The 20,890-nt window shown below is 70.0% G+C and carries 19 protein-coding genes; 7 read left to right on the top strand and 12 right to left on the bottom strand.

All coding sequences use genetic code 11. The features are described 5' to 3' along the window. Positions 1-1,699: glycosyltransferase (locus tag Q0D57_RS06840; RefSeq protein WP_291040232.1), on the top strand; the 1,699-nt coding region annotated here is incomplete at its 5' end. Positions 1,700-1,722: 23 nt separating this feature from the next. Here the strand turns inward: Q0D57_RS06840 and Q0D57_RS06845 are convergent. Genes Q0D57_RS06845 through Q0D57_RS06860 form a run of 4 tightly spaced genes read right to left on the bottom strand, consistent with a single transcriptional unit; the run spans position 1,723 to position 6,610 of the window. After that, positions 1,723-2,580 carry a hypothetical protein gene (locus Q0D57_RS06845; protein ID WP_291040234.1) on the bottom strand — a complete coding sequence of 286 codons (858 nt, stop codon included), beginning with the start codon at positions 2,578-2,580 and terminating at the stop codon, positions 1,723-1,725. Continuing rightward, positions 2,580-3,428, bottom strand: a complete 849-nt coding sequence (locus Q0D57_RS06850; RefSeq protein ID WP_291040235.1) for an FkbM family methyltransferase — start codon at positions 3,426-3,428, stop codon at positions 2,580-2,582. Before Q0D57_RS06850 ends, Q0D57_RS06845 begins: the two co-directional genes overlap by 1 nt. Next, entirely contained in the window at positions 3,425-5,590 is a 2,166-nt protein-coding gene (locus Q0D57_RS06855; protein WP_291040237.1) for a glycosyltransferase, read from the bottom strand. The genes Q0D57_RS06850 and Q0D57_RS06855 overlap by 4 nt, the downstream gene beginning before the upstream one ends. 42 nt (positions 5,591-5,632) lie before the next feature. After that, complete coding sequence (locus tag Q0D57_RS06860; protein WP_291040240.1) at positions 5,633-6,610, bottom strand: acyltransferase family protein; 978 nt, start codon at positions 6,608-6,610, stop codon at positions 5,633-5,635. A gap of 221 nt (positions 6,611-6,831) precedes the next feature. On the opposite strand from Q0D57_RS06860, the gene Q0D57_RS06865 reads away from it, so the two are divergent. Then, entirely contained in the window at positions 6,832-7,941 is a 1,110-nt protein-coding gene (locus tag Q0D57_RS06865) for an acyltransferase (protein ID WP_291040343.1), read from the top strand. Here the strand turns inward: Q0D57_RS06865 and rffA are convergent. Genes rffA through Q0D57_RS06890 form a run of 5 tightly spaced genes read right to left on the bottom strand, consistent with a single transcriptional unit; the run spans position 7,931 to position 13,265 of the window. After that, a complete protein-coding gene (rffA, locus tag Q0D57_RS06870; RefSeq protein ID WP_291040242.1) occupies positions 7,931-9,103 on the bottom strand; it encodes a dTDP-4-amino-4,6-dideoxygalactose transaminase in 1,173 nt (390 codons plus the stop codon). The two genes, Q0D57_RS06865 and rffA, sit on opposite strands and share 11 nt — an antisense overlap. Next, positions 9,093-10,178, bottom strand: a complete 1,086-nt coding sequence (locus Q0D57_RS06875; RefSeq protein ID WP_291040244.1) for a glycosyltransferase — start codon at positions 10,176-10,178, stop codon at positions 9,093-9,095. Before Q0D57_RS06875 ends, rffA begins: the two co-directional genes overlap by 11 nt. After that, positions 10,175-11,950, bottom strand: a complete 1,776-nt coding sequence (locus Q0D57_RS06880) for a hypothetical protein (protein ID WP_291040246.1) — start codon at positions 11,948-11,950, stop codon at positions 10,175-10,177. The genes Q0D57_RS06875 and Q0D57_RS06880 overlap by 4 nt, the downstream gene beginning before the upstream one ends. 2 nt (positions 11,951-11,952) lie before the next feature. Further along, positions 11,953-12,789 carry a glycosyltransferase gene (locus tag Q0D57_RS06885; RefSeq protein ID WP_291040250.1) on the bottom strand — a complete coding sequence of 279 codons (837 nt, stop codon included), beginning with the start codon at positions 12,787-12,789 and terminating at the stop codon, positions 11,953-11,955. After that, positions 12,789-13,265 carry a GtrA family protein gene (locus tag Q0D57_RS06890; protein WP_291040253.1) on the bottom strand — a complete coding sequence of 159 codons (477 nt, stop codon included), beginning with the start codon at positions 13,263-13,265 and terminating at the stop codon, positions 12,789-12,791. The genes Q0D57_RS06885 and Q0D57_RS06890 overlap by 1 nt, the downstream gene beginning before the upstream one ends. A 114-nt stretch (positions 13,266-13,379) precedes the next feature. Between Q0D57_RS06890 and Q0D57_RS06895 the strand changes: the two genes are divergently transcribed. The 5 genes from Q0D57_RS06895 (at position 13,380) to Q0D57_RS06915 (ending at position 17,286) form a co-directional block, all read left to right on the top strand. Next, positions 13,380-13,709 carry a helix-turn-helix transcriptional regulator gene (locus Q0D57_RS06895; protein ID WP_291040256.1) on the top strand — a complete coding sequence of 110 codons (330 nt, stop codon included), beginning with the start codon at positions 13,380-13,382 and terminating at the stop codon, positions 13,707-13,709. Continuing rightward, positions 13,693-14,214: a hypothetical protein gene (locus Q0D57_RS06900; protein ID WP_291040258.1), complete on the top strand. Its 522-nt coding sequence runs from the start codon at positions 13,693-13,695 to the stop codon at positions 14,212-14,214. Before Q0D57_RS06895 ends, Q0D57_RS06900 begins: the two co-directional genes overlap by 17 nt. A gap of 86 nt (positions 14,215-14,300) precedes the next feature. Then, positions 14,301-15,287 carry a dTDP-glucose 4,6-dehydratase gene (gene rfbB, locus Q0D57_RS06905; protein ID WP_291040261.1) on the top strand — a complete coding sequence of 329 codons (987 nt, stop codon included), beginning with the start codon at positions 14,301-14,303 and terminating at the stop codon, positions 15,285-15,287. Between the two features lie 8 nt (positions 15,288-15,295). Beyond that, positions 15,296-16,147, top strand: coding sequence for a dTDP-4-dehydrorhamnose reductase (gene rfbD, locus Q0D57_RS06910; RefSeq protein ID WP_291040263.1), 852 nt, complete (start codon positions 15,296-15,298; stop codon positions 16,145-16,147). Further along, positions 16,147-17,286 (top strand): glycosyltransferase family 1 protein, encoded by a 1,140-nt coding sequence (locus Q0D57_RS06915; RefSeq protein ID WP_291040265.1) that lies wholly within the window; start codon positions 16,147-16,149, stop codon positions 17,284-17,286. Before rfbD ends, Q0D57_RS06915 begins: the two co-directional genes overlap by 1 nt. Positions 17,287-17,576: 290 nt before the next feature. On the opposite strand, the gene Q0D57_RS06920 is transcribed toward Q0D57_RS06915, so the two are convergent. The 3 genes from Q0D57_RS06920 to Q0D57_RS06930 form a co-directional block, all read right to left on the bottom strand. Beyond that, positions 17,577-18,998: an LCP family protein gene (locus Q0D57_RS06920; RefSeq protein ID WP_366518589.1), complete on the bottom strand. Its 1,422-nt coding sequence runs from the start codon at positions 18,996-18,998 to the stop codon at positions 17,577-17,579. Beyond that, complete coding sequence (gene purE / locus Q0D57_RS06925) at positions 18,995-19,504, bottom strand: 5-(carboxyamino)imidazole ribonucleotide mutase (protein WP_291040267.1); 510 nt, start codon at positions 19,502-19,504, stop codon at positions 18,995-18,997. The genes Q0D57_RS06920 and purE overlap by 4 nt, the downstream gene beginning before the upstream one ends. A 246-nt stretch (positions 19,505-19,750) precedes the next feature. After that, entirely contained in the window at positions 19,751-20,887 is a 1,137-nt protein-coding gene (locus tag Q0D57_RS06930; RefSeq protein WP_291040271.1) for a 5-(carboxyamino)imidazole ribonucleotide synthase, read from the bottom strand. Positions 20,888-20,890: the final 3 nt, after the last annotated feature.

Here is a 20,890-nt window from a genome sequence, read left to right on the forward strand (position 1 = left end):
CACCCCGTCGGCCACCGACCTCGCCCTCCTGGTGCGGCACGACGTGGTGCGCCGCTACGGGCTCTTCGACGAGTCGTTCGCCACCACGGCCGGGGCCGCCGCCGATCTCGTGGCCCGCCTCGCCCGCCTCGGCCACTCCACCGTCGTCGCCCACCACGCCTTCGTGGCCGGTGCCGGTGCGTCGTCCGCCGATCCGGGGGCTCAGGCATCCGATCGGGAGCTCCTGCTCGCACGCTACCCGTACCTGCCCGAGCTCGATCGCCGGTTCGCCGAGCTCGAGATCGACGCCCTCGACCACTTCGCCGAGCTGCTCGTGGAGCGGCCAGGCGCACGCCGCAGCCTCCTGATCGACGTCGACCACCTCACGCTGCAGTACGACGGCACCGCGCGGAACGCGGTCTCGTTCCTCGCCGCCCTGGCCGGCAGCGGCATCGCCGGCACCGTCGACGTCAGCGTGCAGGCCTCCGAGCGGATCGCGGAGTTCTTCGACCTCGCCCGCTACGGCTTCCCCGTCGTGCGCTCCGAGCAGACGGGGATCGTGTACGACCTCGCCCTCTCGCTCAGCCCGCTGGCGCACTCCGACGCCATCCTCACCCTCAACCGCAAGGCCGCTCAGTGGGTGCTGCTGCACCTCGACGTGATCGCGCTGCGGTCGCTCGAGCTGCGCGCGGCCTCCTGGGCCCGGCGCCGCGTCGTGCAGGACTCGTTCTCCTTCGCCGACCGCATCGTCTCCATCAGCCGATCCTCGATCGCGGATGCCGGTGCCTTCTTCCCCGGCCGCGACCTCGAGGCGGAGCGCGCCGTGATCGTTCCCCAGGGGGCGACCGTCGCACCGTTCCCGACCGGCGATCAGGATGTCGAGTGGAGCGATCTCGACGAATCGACGCGACGCGTCGTCAAGCTGGGCGGCTATCTCCTGGTGATGGGCAACTGGTACCCGCACAAGCAGGTCGGCCCCGCCCTCGCCGCCCTGGCGCCCGGCCGGCACCCGATCGTCACCCTCGGGTTGAGCTCGCACGACACCGTCGACTCCGAGCGGGTGCACGGTCTCCCCTCTGGCCGGCTCTCCGACTCCCTGCTCAACCGGCTCATCCGCGACTGCTCGGTGATGATCTATCCGTCGGCCTACGAGGGGTTCGGGCTGCCCCTGGTCGAAGGCGTCGCCGCGGGCAAGCGCGTGGTCGCGTTCCGGAGCGACGCGGTCGTCGAGACCGTGCACGAGCTGGGGCTCGACGAGTACGTGGACTTCTTCGACGCCTTCGACGACCTTCCCGAGGTGGTGGAGCGCTCCCTCAGGGGCGATCGGCCCACCGCGTCGCTCCGTGCCGGCATCCGGAGCTCGGAGCCCTTCAACCAGGGGATCATCGACGTGGTGCTCGACCAGATCGGCAAGCCGGTCGACCGGGAGCGGCTCCGCCGGCGGTGGAACCACTTCCTCGCCGTGACGGAGTACCTCGGCGATGCGGAGAACGCCCGCACCGAGCTCCGGGAGCGGCGCGACGAGGTGGAGCGCCTGCAGGAGCTCAACCGGCGGCACGACGAGCTGAGCCGCGACCACGCCGACCTGTCGAGCCGCCACTCGGAGCTCGACATCCTGCTCGGGCGCATCCAGGCCCGCCGGAGCTACCGGCTCACGGAGCGGCTGGTGGCCCTGCCGCCCGTGCGCTCCGTGATCGCGCGCTTCCGCCGCCTGCGCTGACGCTCAGCGGCGCTCGCCCTCTCTCAGCTGCGCTCGCGGAAGCCCAGCGGGAGGCTGGTCTCGCCGAACCGCGTGCGCTCGGCGATGCCCTCGAGCCGTGAGGCGAAGATCTTCGATCCGCGCGTCTCGAGCACGGTGCAGCACCTCGACGTGCGCAGGCGCATCGAGTTGATCGACAGGATGCGTCGCGTGACCCCGCGGTCGCGGCCTTCGACGTAGTCGAATCCCTCCCTGGCCTCGATGGCCTCGAGGTGGGCGCGCTTGTTGGTCTCGGCCAGCCGTGTGGGCAGGCCACCGTAGAAGTACGCGTCGAACGCGCGCCCGTAGGCCTCGTGGGCGTCGCCGGACTGGTGCGTGGTGATGACGGAGCGGAGCACGCGGGTGGGCTCGCCGAACCGCGGATAGCCGGGGCTGAAGTACGAGTCGTCGACTCCGACGGCCCTCGACCAGCGCCCGAACGAGACGGTGACCGCCTCGGCCGGCGGCTCGGAATCGGGCGTGTCGCGGAGTCCCAGCACGTCGACCAGTCGGGCGCGGAGGAGGAACCGGTCGCTGACCGGGCCGGGGGTGGCCACCAGCGCGTCGCCGTTCAGCTGCAGTGCGACGTCGGCGAAGCCGTCCTCCTCGAGGCAGCCGCAGCGCCAGGACTCCGCGGGCCACTCGAACTCGGCCTCGAACACCGACCAGGGGCTGACCGTCCGCACCGACTCGTCCTGCAGCTGCGCGACGAAGTCGAGGAAGCCGGCCGGGAGCGGCTCGTCGGCCACTCCCTCGGGCGCCACGGCCACCCAGCCGGAGAGGCCGGGCTCGGAGAGCGGGCGCCAGTCGAAGATCGCGCCACCGAGGCGGAAGGAACCGCCCGTGCGCTTCGTGCGTGCCATCAGGACCGCCCTCGGATCGTGGTCGCGTAGCGGCCTCTCGTGAGCATGAGCTCGAAATGGTCGGCCCAGCGGGAGCTGACCTCCACGCGCCGGGAGAGACGGCTGGGGCTCACCGCCGAGAACGCGTTCGCCTCGGTGAGGAAGTAGGCGTCGAACCCGGCCGCGCGGAAGCGGGCGACCGTGGCGAGGATCTCCGCCTCGCCCGCCCACATCTCGGGGGTGATCTCGCAGAAGAGCGTCAGGTCGTCCGGCAGCCCGGCCTCGAAGTCGATGCTGTCGAGCACGTCCTTCTCCATGCCCTGCACGTCGATCTTCACCACGTCGCAGCCGTAGTGGCGGATGATCGAACCGAGGGTGCAGGTCTGCACCGTGAGCGTCGTCGACGCGCCCACCTCGACCCGGGTGTTGCCGCGGTTGGTGCCGTCGGCGACCACCTCCCAGCTGAGCTCGGGCGAGTTCGAGATGGCGCCCTCGAGCACGAGGGTGTTGCCGAATCCGCCCAGATTGAGCGAAGCCAGCTCGAGGCTCGGGCGCGAGGGCTCGACCGCGATGACGGTGCCGTTCGGGATGCGCTTGGCGACGGCGGCGGAGATGTACCCCACGAACGCCCCCACGTCGAGGAACACGCTCCGCGGGCTCAGGCTGTCGAGCGCGGCCGACAAGAGCGACGCGTCCCAGTCGCGCTTCTGCAGCATGTACGGCGTGACCACCTTGTCCTCGGCGGGCACGAGCACCTCGATGCCCTGTGCGCGCACCCAGGTCACGGGCTCCTGCGGCCCCTCGGGCACGAAGACCGGAAGGGGCGGGGCCTCGACCTCGCTCTCGGTCGTCTCGGCGGAGGTGCTCACCGGAGCACCCACAGGGCGACCTTCTTCAGCGCGCGCCGGGGTGCGCTGCCCACGGGGAGCACGACGACCGAGCGGTCGAGGATGCGGCGCCGGAGCCGGGGCTGGGCCGCGATCGCGACCGGCTCGGGGGCGGCGGCCACCGCGACGGCGGCGGGCACGAACGCACGGCGGGTGAGGAAGGTGCCGAAGAACGCCTCGACCAGCGTCTGTGCGGAGGCCGACCACTGGTGGTCCTTGACCCTGGCCTCCCACTCGTCGCGCTGCTGCTGCCGCGCGGTGAGGTCGGTCATGAGCTCGAACAGGGTGCGGGCGTCCTCCTCGTCGTCACGGAGACCGAGGAAGCGCGCCCCTTCGGGCGCAATGTCGCCGAGTCCGCCACCGCGCGTGGTGATCGGGGTGGAGCCGAACTTCACCGTCTCGGCCGGGATCATGCCCCAGCCCTCGGTGATGGAGGGCGAGATCACGACGGTCGCGCCGTTGATCAGGCGCTCCTTGTCGGCCTCCGAGACGCGGCCGAGGAAGTGGAAGCAGTCGGCGCCGGTGAGCTCGACCAGATCCTGCTGCAGCCGCTCGCTGTGGCCTCCGTCGGGGGTCGGCCCGGCGAACACGAACTCGCCCGCCCAGCCCATCGACTTGACCATGAGGCCCACGCGCATGATCCACGGGATGTTCTTGTAGAGGAAGTTGGTGCCGAGCACGAGGGCGTAGGCGGTGTCGCCGAGCTCCTCGATGCCGGGGTTCTCGAGGCTCCACGGGCGGCCCTTGCTGCCGCCCTCGGGTGAGCCGTTCGGGAGCACGAAGACCTTCTCGTCGCCCGTGCCGCCCGTGTAGTAGGAGGTGAGGGTCTTGGCCACGTGCGGGGTGAGCACGCCGATCGCGTCGGCGTTCCGCCAGCTGGCCTTCGACGAGTCGTTGCGGCGCGCGAAGTCGTCGTAGTCGGCGGAGTAGTGGGGGGTGAGGACCGCGATGAGATCCAGGGTCCAGATGACATTGCGGTGGGCGTAAGCCGAGATGGCCGGCCAAGTGGCGCCCGTGAAGTCCTGATAGGGGCGGAAGGCGACGTCGACGAAGGTGCCGCTCGCGACGATCTCGTCGAGCGTCGCGACCTCGATGGTGTCGACCTGCGCGGCACCCAGGAGGGTGCGGAGCGGCTCCACGCGATCCGGTGACGCCACCCAGATCACGCGCTGCACATCCGGGTGGAGGGCCAGCAGACGGGAGATGGTGAAGCTGCCCTCGAAGGTTCCGGTGAGGGCCTCGTGGATGAGCTCGGCGTCGACGGCCACGGTGATTCCGTGGATGACGGCGGAGGTGTGGTGCTTGACCCGCTCGAGCGGGCTGTCGGCCTCGTTGATGAAGTCGGTGATCCAGCGGTCCCAGTAGGAGAACCGGCGCGAGACGAGCTCGTCGTTGTCGATCTTCCGCTGGTTGCGGAACACCGCGCCGAACGACTCCCCTGTGGCGTGGTAGACGTAGACGTCGTCGACGGCGATGTGGTTGAAGCCGTATGACACGCAACGGAGCGAGTAGTCGACCTCCTCGCCGTAGCCCGGGCTGAACTCCTCGTCGAGCGGCCCCACGATGTTGAGGGCGTGCCGGGCGAAGAACGTGCAGAAGCTCGTGGCCACCGGCACGAAGGGGTAGATCTTCTGCGAGGTACGGGCGACCTTGGTGGCGACCTGGGCGAACTCCTCCACGCTCGGCGGCTGGAGCTGCCACGACTCGGGGCCCTCGACCGTGAAGATCGTCGCGTTGGCGCTCAGGGCGGTGGCGGTGGCGATGTCGGTGCGCGAGCGCGCTCCCGCGATCAGCCGGGTGTCCCACTCGGGGCCCACGATGATGTCGCTGTTCAGCACGATCACGTCGGCCGGCGCGAGGCGCTCGAAGGCTGTGTTGAGGTTGCCCACCACGCCGCGGTTGACCGGCTGGCGGTAGTAGAACATCTGCCGGCCCATCCGCTCCTCCACGGCGGCCAGCTGCTCCACGGCGAGCTCGCTCGGCCCGGCATCGTCGAAGACCACGATGGGGGTCTCGGGGCTCGTGTGCTCGAGGAGGCTGACGACGCAGCTCTCCCAGGTCAGTCCGCCCGAGAAGAGGGTGAGAGCGGCGACGACGTCGCCACTCCGGACGGGTCGGCCGAAGAGGGCGTCGGTATCGGTCAAGACGTGGATGAGATCATCCCTTCCTCGGTACGGTCACGATATTCAACCACGTCGGTCGCCCTGCCCTGACACGTGTCGATCACCGGAAGGGTCCACGCTGCGCCGGGGAAGTGGGATGAGTCCGAGGAGCGGTGCCTGGAACAGCCAGCGGAACGGGATGATGTTCCGGAGCCACGCCAGGGCGGTGCAGCCCACCAGCGCGCTGAGGAGCAGGATGCCCACGAGGGTCACCGCGTCGACCTGCTGCTCGAAGAGCTTCAGCGCCACGATCATGATCGGGAAGTGCGCCACGTAGTAGACGATCGAGGCGCGCCCGACGAAGCGCAGTGGCCTCAGCAGCGGCGAACCGCCGATCACGCGGGTCGCTGCGATCGCCGCGACGATGCCGGCGAGGCTGAGCAGAGCCAGCACGGGCATCCGGTTCACGTCGACCTGGGTGGAGACGACCCCGAACACGATCGCCACCACGGCGAGCACGGCCACCAGCCAGTGGCGACGGAGGATCGCGTCGAGAAGCCCCGGTTGCCGCGCCACGAGGTTTCCGGCGAAGAAGAATCCGCCGTAGAAGAAGAAGTCGGTGAGCTGCCCGGTCGGCACGAGCTGCGCGACGATCCAGAAGGCGACCGGCACCACCCACGGCGGGAGCCGTGTGAACAAGGGCGCGACCGCGTAGTAGAGGGCGATGAAGAAGATGAACCAGAGGTACCCCGTGGCGATCCACGCACGGGGATCCTCGATCGGGTAGCCGACACCGAACTGCTCGATGTGGATGGCCGACCAGATGATGTAGGGCCACACGATGAACTGCACCTTGCCCAGGTAGTACCGCGGCAGGCCCTTGGCGAGCGATCGCGGCAGCAGGAGCCCCGAGAGCAGCATGAGCGCCGGCATCCGGAACGGCAGGAAGAACTCCCCCACCGTGAGAAACGAGGGAGGCACCGCGAAGCCGAGGAACGAGGGGATCGAGGGCGCGTGCCACAGGATCACGAGCAGGATGGCGATTCCTCGAAGGGCATCCATCCAGGGCATGCGAGCGCTGCGATCGAGTTGTAGGGCACTCATCGCCTTCAACGGTATCCCAGTCGCTGTTACGCTGAACCGCACCGCAGTCGAATGCCGCCAGGGGGGTGCGCGTCTTCCACTGAAGGAGAGAGACCATCGATACTCGGACGAGCACCGCAGCCGGTGCCGGCACGACCCTCAGCTCGTCGCTGGTCGGCCGCGACAACGCCCTCGGTTTCATCCGGCTGGTCCTGGCCGCGATGGTCATCCTCTCCCACTCGTTCCCGACCGCCGGCTACGGCTCCGACCCGTTCGGCACCTGGGCCCGCGGCCAGCAGAACCTCGGCGGAGTCGCCGTGGTCGGATTCTTCGCGCTGAGCGGCTACCTGGTCACGAAATCCGGTCGCAACAGCGATGTCGTGCAGTTCATGTGGCACCGTTTCATCCGCATCTTCCCGGCCTTCTGGGTGGTGCTCCTCGTGGGCGCCTTCGTGATCGGACCGGCGGCCTGGGTGATCAGCGGCAACCGACTCGACGACTACTTCACCCTCGCCCCCGGTGGCCCGGTGGGGTACATCACCCAGAACTGGACGCTGACGATCCACCAGCTCGGGATCTACGACATCTACGTGGGCACCACGCCCTACGGCGACTCGACGGGTTTCAGCATCCTCAACGGATCGCTGTGGACCCTCGCCTACGAGTGGAGCTGCTACCTCATCATCGCCGTCCTCGTGCTGTTCGGGGTGCTCACCCGCGCCCGAGCCGTCCTTCTGGGCATCACTGCGCTCTACTTCGCCCTGGAGGTCGTGCGGCTCTCGAGCCCCGAGACCCTGGCCCAGGTCATCCCGTTCATCTCCGACCCCGTGGCGGTCGATCTCACGTTCGCGTTCCTGGTGGGCGGATGCTTCGCGCTCTACGCCGACAAGGTCGTCTTCGACTACCGGCTGGCCCTGCTCAGCGCAGCGGTCGTCGTGGGCACGTTGCACTACGGCGGTTTCGCCGTGATCGGCTACCCCGCCATGTGCTACCTGCTGCTGTGGCTGGCCACGCGGCTGCCGGCGAGGCTCCGCAGGATCGGGCGTGTCAATGACTACTCCTACGGCATCTACCTCTACGGTTTCCTGCTGCAGCAGTTCTACGCGCTGATCGGTCTCGACCGGTGGGGCTACATCCCCTTCACCGTCATCGTCATGGTCTCCGCGTTCGCGTGCGCCTGGCTCAGCTGGCACCTGATCGAGAAGCAGGCGCTCAAGCTCAAGGGCTGGGGGCCGGGCCGCGGGTACCGCGGCGTGCTGAAGAGGCTCCGCACACGCCTACGGCCCGAACCGGCCGAGGCTAAGGGCTGACGCGGTAGGAGCGGACTCCGTCGACGACGCGCTCGACCTGGGCGTCGGTGAGGCCCGCCCAGAGCGGGAGGCGCACTAGGTGGGAGGCGAAGCGGTCGGTGCGTTCGAGTGCGGGAGCGGCATCGTCGGTGCCCGATCCGGTGCCCGCCGTGCGGCCGAGGCGGCGGCCGGCGGGGCTCGAGTGCAGGGGCACGTAGTGGAAGGCGGCGCGGATGCCGAGGGCGCGGAGGTGCGCCAGCAGCCCGTCGCGGGCGGCCTCGGTGGGCAGCTGCAGCCAGAACAGGTGCGAGGTGTGGCGGAGCGACGGGTCGTCGGACATGAGGCGCACACCCTGCGAAGCGGCCCACGACGCAAGCCCCTCCGCGTAGCCCGCCCAGACCCGGAGGCGGTTCGCCTGGATCTCGTCGAACGCCGCGAGCTGCGCCTCCAGCACGGCCGCGTTGAGCTCGCTCGGCAGGTAGCTGGAACCTGCGTCCTGCCAGGTGTACTTGTCGATCTCGCCGCGCAGGAACCGGGCCCGGTTGGTGCCCTTCTCCCGCAGGATCTCGGCCCGCTCGAGGTAGCGGACCTCGTTCACGAGCAGGGCACCGCCCTCCCCGCAGTGCACGTTCTTGGTGTCGTGGAAGCTCTGCGTGCCGAACGCGCCCACCGTGCCGAGCCGGCGCCCGTCGAGCGTCAGCCCGCCGAGACCGTGCGCGTTGTCCTCCACGATCGGGATGCCCGCAGGGCCCGTGACGGCCTCCACCGCCTCGAGATCCACCGGCACACCGCCGTAGTGCATCACCGTCACCGCGCGCGTGCGCGGCGTGATGGCGGCCGCGAGGCTCTCGGGATCGATGTTGCCCGTCGACTCGTCGAGATCGGCGAACACCGGCACCGCACCGCGCGCCACCACGGCGATCGCCGCCGACGAGAACGTGAACGAGGGCAGCACGACCTCGTCGCCCGGCTCGATCTCGAGCAGCAGCGCCGTGAGCTCGAGGGCGTGGGTGCACGACGTGGTGAGGAGCGCGGGCGAGCCCGTGAGCTCCCGCAGCCGCGCCGAGGCCGCCTCCGTGAACGCGCCGTCGCCGTGCGCGTGGTCGGAGCTCAGGACCGCGTCGAGGTTGGCGAGCTCCCCCGGCGCCCGGAACGGGCGGCTGAAGAGGATGTCATCGTTCACCGGGCTGCGTGTCCGTCCGCTCGTCGTGCGCGCCGTCGTGCGAGTCGTGGTCATACGAGTCGTCGTCGGGCATGATCGTCTCCGGATCGTCGACGACCAGATAGAGCGGACGCCCCATGGCCACGTTGAGCGACACCCCGATGTACTCGGCGATCACGCCGAGCGAGACCAGGATCGCGCCCGAGCAGAGCAGCAGCGTGACGATCAGCGACGCCCAGCCGGCGGCCTCCGGATCGGACCCCACGTTGGGGTTCACCACCACGTACACGACCACGGCGAGCCCCAGCAGCGCGATCACGCCGCCGAGCACGCTCACCGCGCGGAGGCCGGAGGTGCCGCTCGTGAGCACCATGCGCCAGAAGTAGGCGAAGAGAGCGGGCAGCGAGTAGCCCGAGACCCGACCGTCGGCGGAGCGCAGCACCGTGGGCGCGGTCGCCACCCGGTTCGTCACCCACGAGAGCGCCACGTCGAGGTACACCCCGGTGGCGGCGAACGAGGCGAGCTTCCTGCCCACATCGCCGCGCACGAGCCGATAGCTCTGGAACTGGCTCGCATCCGGGAGGTTGAAGGCCGTGCGCATCATGCGCTTCGAGCCCTTCGATGCGGCGCTCCGCAGCAGGCCGTGGGGCCGCTCGTTGGTGAAGCGCGCGTAGACCACACCGGCGCGCTCCCGTGTGGCGGTGTCGAGGAACTCCCCGATAGAGGCGGGATCGTGCTGGCCGTCCTCGTCCATCGTGAGGATCCAGCGCCCCCGCGAGGCGGCCATCCCGGCGATCGTGGCGGCGTGCTGACCGAAGTTGCGGCTCAGCCAGATGATGCTCACGAAGGGATGCTCGGCCTCCAGCCGCCGCATGACGGTGTCGGAGTGGTCGGGCCCGTTGTCGTGCACGAGGATGACCTCGGAGATGCGGTACGCCATGCCCTCCGGCGTCACGGCACCGCGGGTGTAGGGCACGAGCTCGGCGACGACGGCCTCGAGGGTGCGCTCGCCCTGGTACACGGGCACGACCACGCTGATCGAGTACACCGTGGAATCGACCGGATCGCTGGAGCCCACGAGATGAGAAGTTATCACGCGGGCAGCCGAACGTAGACGAAGCGCTCGTCGTCGGACGAGAACGCGTCGCGGCCCGCCGTGGCGTCGATGCCCGTGATCGCCACGAGCTGCTCGAGGAGGCCCGATCCGCCGTCGGCGAAGGCCGCCCGATCGAGCACGACGCCGCACACGCCGAGGTCGCGGAAGGCGCTCAGCATCGAGGGCACGGGGAGCGACGCGAGGGCACCCACGTCGTCGACCGGCGCCCGCCCCTTGATGCCGCCCGCCGACCAGCGGAGCGCATCCGAGTGCAGGAACATGCGGAGCTGATCGGCGTCGGTGACACCGTTCACAGGCGGCGACTCGGGGAACGCGATGTAGGGCAGCTGGTAGATCAGGCAGCCGGGCTCCGAGGTGGCCTCGATGCGCTCGACGAAGTCGCGATCCGAGTCGAACGTCGCCACGGTCGCCGCGCGCGCCGCGGGGTCGACGGGCGGGATCTGGTCCCACACCGCGAGCGCCACCAGGAGCACCGCGACCGCCGCCGTGAGCACGGCGGCGAGCATCCGGCGCCCCGGCCAACGCTCGAGGAGCCGTTCGAGCAGGCGCCCGAGGAGCAGCCCCACGGCGGCGAGGGCGAGCAGCGCGAGCAGGATGGCAATGCGGTTCCACGAGCGGATGGGGAAGTTCACGAACGACAGCAGCGTCGAGAGCCCGCCCACCGTGCCGAAGAGGAAGGTCACGAGCGCGAGCCCGGACAGCACCGCGAGCCTGTGCGTCTGCGACTCGGGAGCACGCCATCCGGTGCGCCCCGCCGTGAGCAGGAAGTAGACCGCGACGACCACGAGGGCCACGAACCCGGCCGCCGCGATCAGCCCGAGCGCCGGAGCTTCCGAGGGCAGCGGGTACGACTCGTCGTAGAGCTGCCGCAGGGTGGCGAACGGCCCGAAGCGGTGCCCCGGCACGGGCAGCAGCAGCGACGAGAGCTTGAACGAGTAGAGCTCGGCCTCGGGCGGGCTCCGCACGAGCACCGCCTCGTTCACGCCGTTCGCCAGGCGGAACAGGATGCTCGGCAGCAGGTTCACGGCCATCGTGCCGGCGATCACGAGCCCGGCCGCCGCGGCCCCGAAAAACGCCCGCCACGCCTTCGTCTGCCACAGCTTGGCGATGCCCACGATCGCGAGCACGAGCGCCACGAACACGGAGTAGTAGCTCGACGCCGTGCTGAGCAGCACGAGCGTGCCGACCGTGGCGAGGTTGCGGCCGCTCAGGATGCGACGCGACCACAGGGGCTGCCCCACCGCCACCTTGTAGATCACGCCGAGGGCCAGCGGCACCACGAAGTAGGTGGCGAGGAAGAGGTGGCCCTCGCCCTTGATGAAGTGGTACGGCGCGATGGCGAAGGCCACGGCGAGCGCCACACCGAGCACGCGGCCGACCCCCACGAGCCGGAGGAACCACAGCGCGGTGACGGCGGCGAGCGGGAAGCCGATCACGAAGTAGACGTTCATGAGCACGCCGAAGTCGCCCGAGAACACCCGGAGCAGGTTCGCCGCGATGAAGTGCAGGTTGTCGGCCTGCGGGTAGTCGCCGTAGAACTGGCCGTAGGGGGCGCCGAGCGCGGACTGGTGGGTGAACCAGCCCGTCTCGATCACGGTCTTGAAGTGCGAGGCCACGGCGAGGGCGTCGCCGGAGTAGTAGAGCGGCACCCGCCAGTCGAGGTTCCAGAGGTCGAGGCCGTACCAGGTGGCCAGTAGCGCCAGGAGGGCGGCGACGGCGTAGGGCAGCCAGCGGGCGTGGAGGATGCTCACGGTCACTCGGCCTTCATGCCACGGCTGTTGAGCGCGTAGTAGGCGCGGCGGGCGAGGGCCATGACGGAGGCGCGCCGGTCACCGATCCGCACGTCGGCCTCGGTGATCGTCTCGGGCGCCTCGTCGTGGCACCAGCGGTGGTAGGCCCTCGCCTGGGCCGCCTGGTCGTCCATGAGCGCCACGCTCCACTGGGTGTCGTTCACCCGGAAGGCCGCGAGCGTGCGGTCGACGGGCAGGTAGTCGCCGCGGAGCAGCACCTTCGTGTAGCCGGTCTGGTCGATCAGGTACGGGAACCGCGCGTCCCAGCCGCCGGCCTCCTCGAGCACGGCGCGGCGCATCGTGACGCAGCCGGGCTCGCCGAACACGTTCGTGCCCTTCCGCACCGTCGTGCGCACGGCCTCGACGCCCGGCTGCACCCGCCGCGCCACGCCCTGGAGGCCGCGGTCGCGGATGGTGACCCGGCCCCTGGCATCCACGATGTCGCGCGGGCTCGAGACGAGCACGACAGCCGGATGCGCGTCGAGCGCCTCGGAGTGCGCGCGGAGGGCACCCGGGTAGAGCACGTCGTCGCCGGGCAGGAGCTTGAGGTACTCCCCCGTGGCCGCCTCCGAGACGCGGCGCCAGTTGGCCTCGGCGCCTCCGCCGGTGGGGGTCGTGAGCAGCCGCACCCGCGGGTCGGCCGCATACTTCTCGAGCAGCTGCGGCGTGGCATCCGTCGACGAGTGGTCGGCGACCACGAGCTCGAAGTCGTCGTGGTCCTGGCTGAGCACGGATCGCATGGTGGCGTCGATGTAGGCGGCGTTCTGGAACGCGGGGATCACGACGGAGAGCTGGGGCATCAGGACTGCTCCTCCTTCTCGGTGCGGCGGAAGGAGAACCGCTTGTGCCCGAAGTAGCTGATGGCCACCGTGACCACGAGGATCGACAGCTGGGCGAGGATCCGGTTCCAGCCGATGTTCACGAGCACGGGCAGCACGACCGCGTTGATGCTGATCGAGACGAGGTAGACGCTCCAGAAGCGGGCGAGGTCGCGGAGCACGTGGCCGTGCACCACGAACACGAAGCGGCGGTAGAGCACGAAGGCGATCAGCACACCGATGACGTGGGCGCAGAAGAGGGTGCCGAGCGATCCGATCGTCTCGTTGACCGTGGCGTCGAGCCACTGCCCGACCGTGAGATCGAAGGCCACGAAGAGCACGAAGCCGAAGGCCGTGTTGAAGCCGCCGACCAGCAGGAACGCGACCCGCTGGTCCTTGACGAGCCTCAGCAGGAGGCCGGGCCGGGAGTCGCTGTCCTCCTCGCCGGCCTGTGTCACGTGGTCACTCTAGGGGCTGGCGCGGCGGGCGAGCCGTGCACACGCTCGGAGGATCCCACCCCCACTTCGGGACATAGCAGGCGTGCGCTATACCAGGAGTGCGATACTGGAGGCATGAACGGTATGGGCAACGACCTCATCCGAGAGGGGCGCCTCCGCCGTGGAATGACGCAGACGGAGCTCGCGCGCCTGATCGGGACGACCCAGTCGGCCGTCGCCCGGCTCGAGTCAGGGCGCACGTCGCCGAGCTTCGACGACGTGATCCGGATCCTGCGGGCCATGGACCTCGACCTCGACTTCGCTCTCGTGCCGAGAGACGAGCAGGACTGGGCGCAGGCCGCGGCACTCCTGGAGTTGAACCCGGCGGAGCGCCACGAACGCCTGGTGGCCTGGAACCGTCGAGTGGCCGAGATGAAGGCGCAGTTCGATGTGCCCGCCCTCTGACCTCGTCGCGTTCGACCCGATCCCGATCCTCGAGGTGCTCTCCCGCCACGGCGTGCGCTTCGTCGTGATCGGAGGCTATGCGGCCGTCCTCCACGCGTCGCCGTTCCTGACGAGCGACGTCGACATCACGCCCGAGCAGTCGCAGGAGAACCTGGAGCGCCTCTCGCGGGCGCTGACCGCGTTGCACGCGCGGGTGTTCACCCCGGCGGAACCGGAGGGGATCCCGTTCAGCCACACCGGCAGCGCGATCGGCGAGAGCGCCGTCTGGAACCTGGTGACCGACTTCGGTCGTCTCGACATCTCGTTCCTACCCGATGGCACCAAGGGCTTTCCGGATCTCGACCGAGGTGCCAGTCGCGGCACGATCGACGGCGTCGAACTGCGGGTCGCCTCGCTGGCCGACGTCATCCGCTCGAAGCAGGCGGCCAACCGTCCGAAGGATCAGCGCGTGCTCCCCACGCTCCGCGAGATACTGGCCGCGAGGAACGCCCGCAACCGTCCCTGACGCGAGCGGGCGGCCCCGGATCGAGGCACGCGGAGGGGCTGCGGCTACAATCGGGTGCGACCACACTCGAGGAGAACTCCCCCACCATGAAGATTCTTGTCACCGGCGGAGCCGGTTTCATCGGCTCCAACTTCGTCCGCCGCACGCTCGAAGACGCCTATCCGGGCCTCGAGGGAGCCGAGGTGGTCGTTCTCGACGCCCTGACCTACTCGGGCAACCTCGACAACCTGCTGCCCGTCAAGGACAGCCCTCGTCTCACCTTCGTGCACGGCGACATCCGCAACGGCCAGCTGCTCGACGACCTGTTCCCCGGCCTCGACGCCGTGGTGCACTTCGCCGCCGAGTCGCACGTCGACCGCTCCGTCCGCGACGCCTCGATCTTCGTGGAGTCGAACGTGCTCGGCACGCAGCAGCTGCTCGACGCAGCCCTCCGCAACAACCTGCCGCGCTTCGTGCACGTCTCCACCGACGAGGTCTACGGCTCCATCGCCGAGGGCTCGTGGGCCGAGGACCGCCCGCTCGAGCCGAACTCGCCTTACTCGGCCTCGAAGGCCGGCAGCGACCTGCTCGCGCGCTCCTACCACCGCACGCACGGCATGAACGTGTCGATCACGCGCTGCTCGAACAACTACGGGCCCTACCACTTCCCCGAGAAGGTCATCCCGCTGTTCGTCACCAACCTGATCGACGACAAGCACGTGCCGCTCTACGGCGAGGGCAACAACATCCGCGACTGGCTGCACGTCGACGACCACACCCGCGGCATCGCCATGGTGCTCGTGGGCGGCCGCGCCGGTGAGATCTACAACATCGGCGGCGGCACCGAGCTCACCAACAAGGAGCTCACCCAGCTGCTGCTGGATGCCACCGGCAAGGACTGGGACTACGTCGACCGCGTGGCCGACCGTCTCGGCCACGACCTCCGCTACTCGGTCGACATCTCGAAGATCAAGGCCGAGCTCGGCTACGAGCCGCTCGTGCCGTTCGAGCAGGGTCTCGCCGACGTGGTGCAGTGGTACCGCGACAACCGGCAGTGGTGGGAGCCCCTCAAGGCCCGCGCCGCGCTGGTCTGAGCCCGCCGATGACCCGCTACCTCATCACCGGCGCCGCCGGCATGCTCGGCCGTGACCTGCAGGAGGCCCTCGCCGGCCGCGACGTCGTGGCGCTCACCCGCGCCGAGCTCGACATCACCGACGCCTCGGCGGTCGCCGCGGCCGTCGCCGGCGTCGACGTGGTCTTCAACTGCGCCGCCTACACCGCGGTGGATGCGGCGGAGACCGACGAGGAGACCGCCCAGCTCGTGAACGGGGTCGGCCCCGCCACGCTCGCCGCGGCGACGGCGGCGACCGGTGCGGCCCTCCTCCAGATCTCCACCGACTACGTCTTCCAGGGCTCGGCCACCACGCCCTACCCCGAGGACGAGCCGCGCGATCCGCTCAACGCCTACGGCCGCACGAAGGCCTTCGGCGAGGAGGCCGTGCTGCGGCTGAACCCCGCGCGGGGCTACGTGGTGCGGACGGCGTGGCTCTACGGCCGGCACGGCAACAACTTCCCCGCCACCATGCTCCGGCTCGGCCGCGAGCGCGACTCCGTCACGGTGGTCGCCGACCAGGTCGGGCAGCCCACCTGGACAGCCGATCTGGCCCGTCAGCTCGTGCTGCTGGCCGATTCGGAAGCGCCGGCCGGGGTCTACCACGGCACCAATTCGGGCCAGGGATCCTGGTTCGATTTCGCCCAGGCAACCTTTCAGGAAGCCGGACTCGACCCTGCTAAAGTCGAGCCGACAGACAGTTCGCAGTTCGTCCGTCCTGCCCCGCGTCCCGCGTACTCCGTGCTCGGACACGACGCGTGGTCCCGAGCAGGCCTGGATCCCATGCGCGACTGGCGTGCCGCCCTCCATGAGGCGGCTTCCTCGGGAGTATTTGGAGATTGATGGCCACGCTGCGGGTGATCATCGACCAGCTGGTCGCCCCCGTACCAGGCGGAATCGGTCGCTACACGCTCGAACTCACGCGTCAGCTGATCGCCACGGCGCCGCGCAACTGCGACGTCGAGGGCATCATCTCGGCGGTGCCGCAGGAGAAGGCCGACGAGGTGTCGGCCAAGCTCCCAGGGCTCGCAGACCTGCACCGCGCGACCCTGCCGCGGCGTGAGCTGTCGGCTGCCTGGCAGCACGGCATCATCGGCGGATCGGGCGGCGGCATGGTGCACGCCACGAGCCTCCTCGCGCCCATGCGCAAGCATGACCGGCGGGCCGAACTCGGCACGCAGACGGCCGTGACGATCCACGACGTGGTGCCGTGGACGCATCCGCAGACCCTCACGCCCCGCGGCGTCACCTGGCACAAAGCGATGGCCAAGCGGGCGTCGAAGCACGCCGACGCCATCGTGGTGCCCACGCACGCCGTGGCCGAGGAGCTCTCGCACTACTTCGACTTCGGCGACCGGATCCGCGTGATCGGCGGGGCCGTGAGCGACGAGCTGCGGCTGCCGACCGATCCGGAGGCCCGCATCGAGGCTCTCGGGCTGCCGGAGAAGTACATCCTCGCCGTGGGCACCCTCGAGCCCCGGAAGGGCCTCGCCGCCCTCATCAAGGCGCTCTCGCTGCCCGGCACGGGCGACCTGCCGCTCGTGATCGCCGGGCCGGAGGGCTGGGGCGAGGTCGACGTGGCCTCGGTCGCCGCCGCCGCCGGCGTCGATGCCTCGCGCGTCAAGGTGCTGGGCTTCGTGAGCGACAGCGACCTCGCCCTCGCCCTCGAGCGCGCCACCGTCTTCGTCTACCCCTCCCTCGCCGAGGGCTTCGGCCTCCCGCTGATCGAGGCCTTCAACTTTGGCACCCCCGTCATCCACGCCGACGTCCCCGCCCTCCTCGAGGTCGCCGCAGGCTCGACGTTCGTCGTCGACCGCACCACCCCGGATGCGTATGCGGGGCAGCTCGCGTCGGCGATCGAGGCGGTCACGGGCGACGCCGCACTGCGACGGCGCCTGTCGATCTCGGGACTCGATCGCGCGCGGGCGTTCTCGTGGCGGGACTCGGCCGACAAGGTGTGGCAGCTTCACGCTGACCTCTAGCCGCGCCGCCGCCTCTGCGGCGCGGGCGACATGCGGTGCCGGTGTCTGGCCGCGTCGCTTCGCGGCGCGTCCAGGCACCGGTACCGCCCCGGGCTGAGAAACAATGGCCCGCGGCTTTCAAACCCGCTCCTACCTCATGGGAGATACGAACGTAGCGGGCCGTACTCGACGACCCGGAGCGTTACACCTGCCGGGGCGCGCCGCGAAGCGACGTGACCCGACAGGTGCAACGCATGTCGCCCGCGCCGCAGAGGCGGCGGCGCGGAAAGAATCCTGCCGGCGCGATGGAACTAGCCCGCTGGCGCTTCCGTCGCCGTAGACAGCACCAGCGCATCCGCGACTGTCTGCTGCACCAGGGCCCAGTCGGGGTACTCCGGGTCGATCAGCGGGGGCGTGAGCTCCACGTGGTCGATGGGGAGGTCCTTGGTCTTCAGGGCGAGGTCGATGAAGTAGCTGAGGGTCGACTGGGGGATGTCGGTCTGCACCACCTGGGTACCGGCCTGCACGATGCCCTCGAACTTGGTGAGCACGTTGACCGGCTCGAACTGGTTGAGGATGGCCGTCTGCAGTTCGCGCTGGCGCTCCATCCGGTCGTAGTCGCTCGTGGTGTGGCGCGAGCGGGCGTACCAGAGGGCCGTGTAGCCGTCCATGTGCTGCACCCCGGGCCAGATCCAGCCCTCGACCTCGTTGAGGTTCTCGTCGCCGCCCATGGGCAGCTCCTCCTTGACGTCGATCGTCACGCCGCCGAGGGCGTCGATGAGGTCCGAGAAGCCCTGCATGTCGATCATCACGTAGTACTGGATGGTGAGCCCGAGAGCGCCCTCGATGGCATCCTTCGTGGCCTCGACGCCGGGGTTGGAGCCCTCGGCCTCGGCGTTCGGGTACAGGTCCTGGTTGAACGCCATCACGCGGGGGTAGAGGAAGCTCACCTGGCAATCGCTGCCGCAGTCATAGACGCCGTCGGGCGCGTACTCCGAGCCGACGAGGGGCGAGTCCGCGGCGATCGGCACCTGCTGCAGGTCGCGCGGGATGCCGATCATGGTGGCACGTCCGGTGTCGGCCTCGATCGAGACCACGGTCATGCTGTCGGGGCGCATGCCGTCCCGATCCGGGCCCGCGTCGCCGCCGAGCAGCAGGATGTTGTAGCGGCCGTTCACGGGCGGCTCCGCGGCCGCCTGCACGTTGAAGACCGAGGCGAGGCCCGACTGGGCGACGTTGGCGATGTACGCCGCCGCTCCGGCACCACCGGCGGTGACCACCATGAGCAGCACCGAGAAGATCGCGATGGCGGGACGTGCCCGCGGACCCACCCGCACCAGACGCACGAGCCGCAGCGCATCCAGGGTCAGCACGACCCAGAGCACGGCGTAGGCCACGAGGAGAACCTGCACGATCACGAGCGGCACGAGGTTGGTGGCGATCGAGAAGATGACCTGCGGCCAGATGAAGTAGATGACGCCGGCGATGATCGCGAGCGCCCACAGCACGAGCGTGCAGCCCAGGCCGAAGCGCCCGAGCCGGCGGTTGCCCGCGAGCACCTGGGCCGAGCCCGGGATGAGCACGTTGAGCACCACGAGCCACCAGCCGCGCACCGTCATCGCCTTGGGCGAGGAGGTGTCGGGATAGCGGATCGGGCTCGCGGTGGCGTTGGCCGACGGCGAACCGGTCTGGTATCGGCTCCGAGTGGCGGGGCCTGCGGTCATGCTGGTCATAGGCGGGTCTGAAGGTCTTCGTTCTTCTGGGCGACGAGGGCGGCGAGCCCGCTGCGGTAGCGGTCGAGGGCAGCGGCAAGCTCATCATCACCGGTCGAGAGAATGCTGACAGCGATGAGGCCGGCGTTCTTCGCGCCGCCGATGGAGACGGTCGCGACAGGGATGCCGGCGGGCATCTGCACGATCGACAGCAGCGAGTCGAGGCCGTCGAGCTTGGCCAGCGGCACCGGCACGCCGACCACGGGAAGGGTGGTGACACTTGCCAGCATTCCCGGCAGGTGCGCGGCCCCGCCCGCGCCTGCGATGACGACCTTGAGGCCGCGCTCGCGCGCGGACTTGCCGTAGTCGATCATCTTCTCGGGGGTGCGGTGCGCCGAGACGACCTGCACCTCGTGGGGCACGCCGAAGTCCTTCAGCACCTGCACGGCGTCGCTCATGACGGAGAAGTCGGAATCCGACCCCATGACGACGCCCACGACGGGGTTGTTCTCGGGCATGGTGCCCATGGTAGGTGCTGGGTCTCCGGGGGCCCGGTAGCGCGTCGGGCGTGCCGGGAGTGGGTGTGCGGCCGACCGCCCGCCCGGGATGACGACGGAGTTCGAGGGGCGAAGGCGGGAACGACGGGGCCTCGAGCCCCGCAGCGCCCGAGACTCCGTCGTTTCGGCGTGCCGGAGGGGCTGCTGGGCACGAGGAAAGGCCCGAGGCCGGACGTGGGCGGGCGGGAGCCGGCCGGGTCGGGACCGGGAGCCGGCTCAGTACTCGAAGAACGCGGCGGCGGCCCTCGCCCGGAACACGACGTCGTCGAGCTCCTCGCCCGAGACCGTCACGTGCCCGATCTTGCGGCCGGGGCGGGGCTCCTTGCCGTAGAGGTGGATCTTGGCGGTCGGCTGGTCGGCGGCCGCCTGCTGCAGCGGAGTGTCGAGATCGCCATCCGTCGGTCCGCCCAGGATGTTGATCATCACCGACCACGGTTCGCGGTGCCCCGTGGCGCCGAAGGGCAGGTCGAGCACGGCCCGGAGGTGCTGTTCGAACTGGCTCGTGGTGGAGCCGTCGATCGTCCAGTGGCCGGTGTTGTGCGGGCGCATGGCGAGCTCGTTGACGAGAATGCGCTCATCCGTCGTCTCGAAGAGCTCCACGGCCAGCACGCCGGTGACGCCGAGCTCCTCGGCGATCGTGGTGCCGATGCGGGCGGCCATCTCGGCGACCTTCCCGGCGGATCCGGGGGCGGGGGCGATGACCTCGGCGCAGACGCCGTTCTTCTGCACCGACTCGACGACGGGCCAGAGGGTCACGTCGCCGCTCGGCCGCCGGGCCACGAGCTGGGCGAGCTCCCGGCGGAAGTCGACGAGCTCCTCCACGAGCAGCGCTCCCCCGCGGCCGTCCTCGGCGAGGGCGGCGAACCAGTCCTCGGCCTGATCGGCGGCGGTCACGACGCGCACGCCCTTGCCGTCGTAGCCGCCGCGGGCGGTCTTCACGACGCCGCGGCCGCCGTGGTCGTCGAGGAAGGCCGCCAGCTCCTCGGGCGTCTCGACCCGCGCCCAGTCGGGCATCGGGATGCCGAGCTCGCGGAGGCGCTCGCGCATCGCGAGCTTGTCCTGGGCGAACTGCAGGGCGTCGGGGCCCGGATGCACGGCCACACCCTCGGCGACGAGGGCGCGGAGCACGGCCTGGGGCACGTGCTCATGGTCGAAGGTCACGACGTCGACGGTCTTGGTGAACGCTCGGACGGTCTCGAGGTCGGTGTAGTCGCCGACGCCGGTGGCGGCGATTGCGGCCGACATCCCCTCGCTCTCGGCGAGCACGCGGATGTCGATCCCCAGCTCGATCGCGGGCGGCACCATCATGCGCGCCAGTTGTCCGCCACCGATGACGCCTAGTCGATATGTCACGGG

Origin of the sequence: Herbiconiux sp., from assembly GCF_023264895.1 — a bacterium.
Lineage (GTDB): Bacteria > Actinomycetota > Actinomycetes > Actinomycetales > Microbacteriaceae > Herbiconiux.

What these genes read in the sequence shown, in the direction of transcription:
- Q0D57_RS06845 (WP_291040234.1), bottom strand. Translation starts at nt 2,580, where the DNA reads ATGGCACGCACGAAGCGCACGGGCGGTTCCTTCCGCCTCGGTGGCGCG.
- Q0D57_RS06860 (WP_291040240.1), bottom strand. Translation starts at nt 6,610, where the DNA reads ATGGATGCCCTTCGAGGAATCGCCATCCTGCTCGTGATCCTGTGGCAC.
- Q0D57_RS06885 (WP_291040250.1), bottom strand. Translation starts at nt 12,789, where the DNA reads ATGCCCCAGCTCTCCGTCGTGATCCCCGCGTTCCAGAACGCCGCCTAC.
- Q0D57_RS06895 (WP_291040256.1), top strand. Translation starts at nt 13,380, where the DNA reads ATGAACGGTATGGGCAACGACCTCATCCGAGAGGGGCGCCTCCGCCGT.
- Q0D57_RS06900 (WP_291040258.1), top strand. Translation starts at nt 13,693, where the DNA reads ATGTGCCCGCCCTCTGACCTCGTCGCGTTCGACCCGATCCCGATCCTC.
- rfbB (WP_291040261.1), top strand. Translation starts at nt 14,301, where the DNA reads ATGAAGATTCTTGTCACCGGCGGAGCCGGTTTCATCGGCTCCAACTTC.
- rfbD (WP_291040263.1), top strand. Translation starts at nt 15,296, where the DNA reads ATGACCCGCTACCTCATCACCGGCGCCGCCGGCATGCTCGGCCGTGAC.
- Q0D57_RS06915 (WP_291040265.1), top strand. Translation starts at nt 16,147, where the DNA reads ATGGCCACGCTGCGGGTGATCATCGACCAGCTGGTCGCCCCCGTACCA.
- Q0D57_RS06920 (WP_366518589.1), bottom strand. Translation starts at nt 18,998, where the DNA reads ATGACCAGCATGACCGCAGGCCCCGCCACTCGGAGCCGATACCAGACC.
- purE (WP_291040267.1), bottom strand. Translation starts at nt 19,504, where the DNA reads ATGGGCACCATGCCCGAGAACAACCCCGTCGTGGGCGTCGTCATGGGG.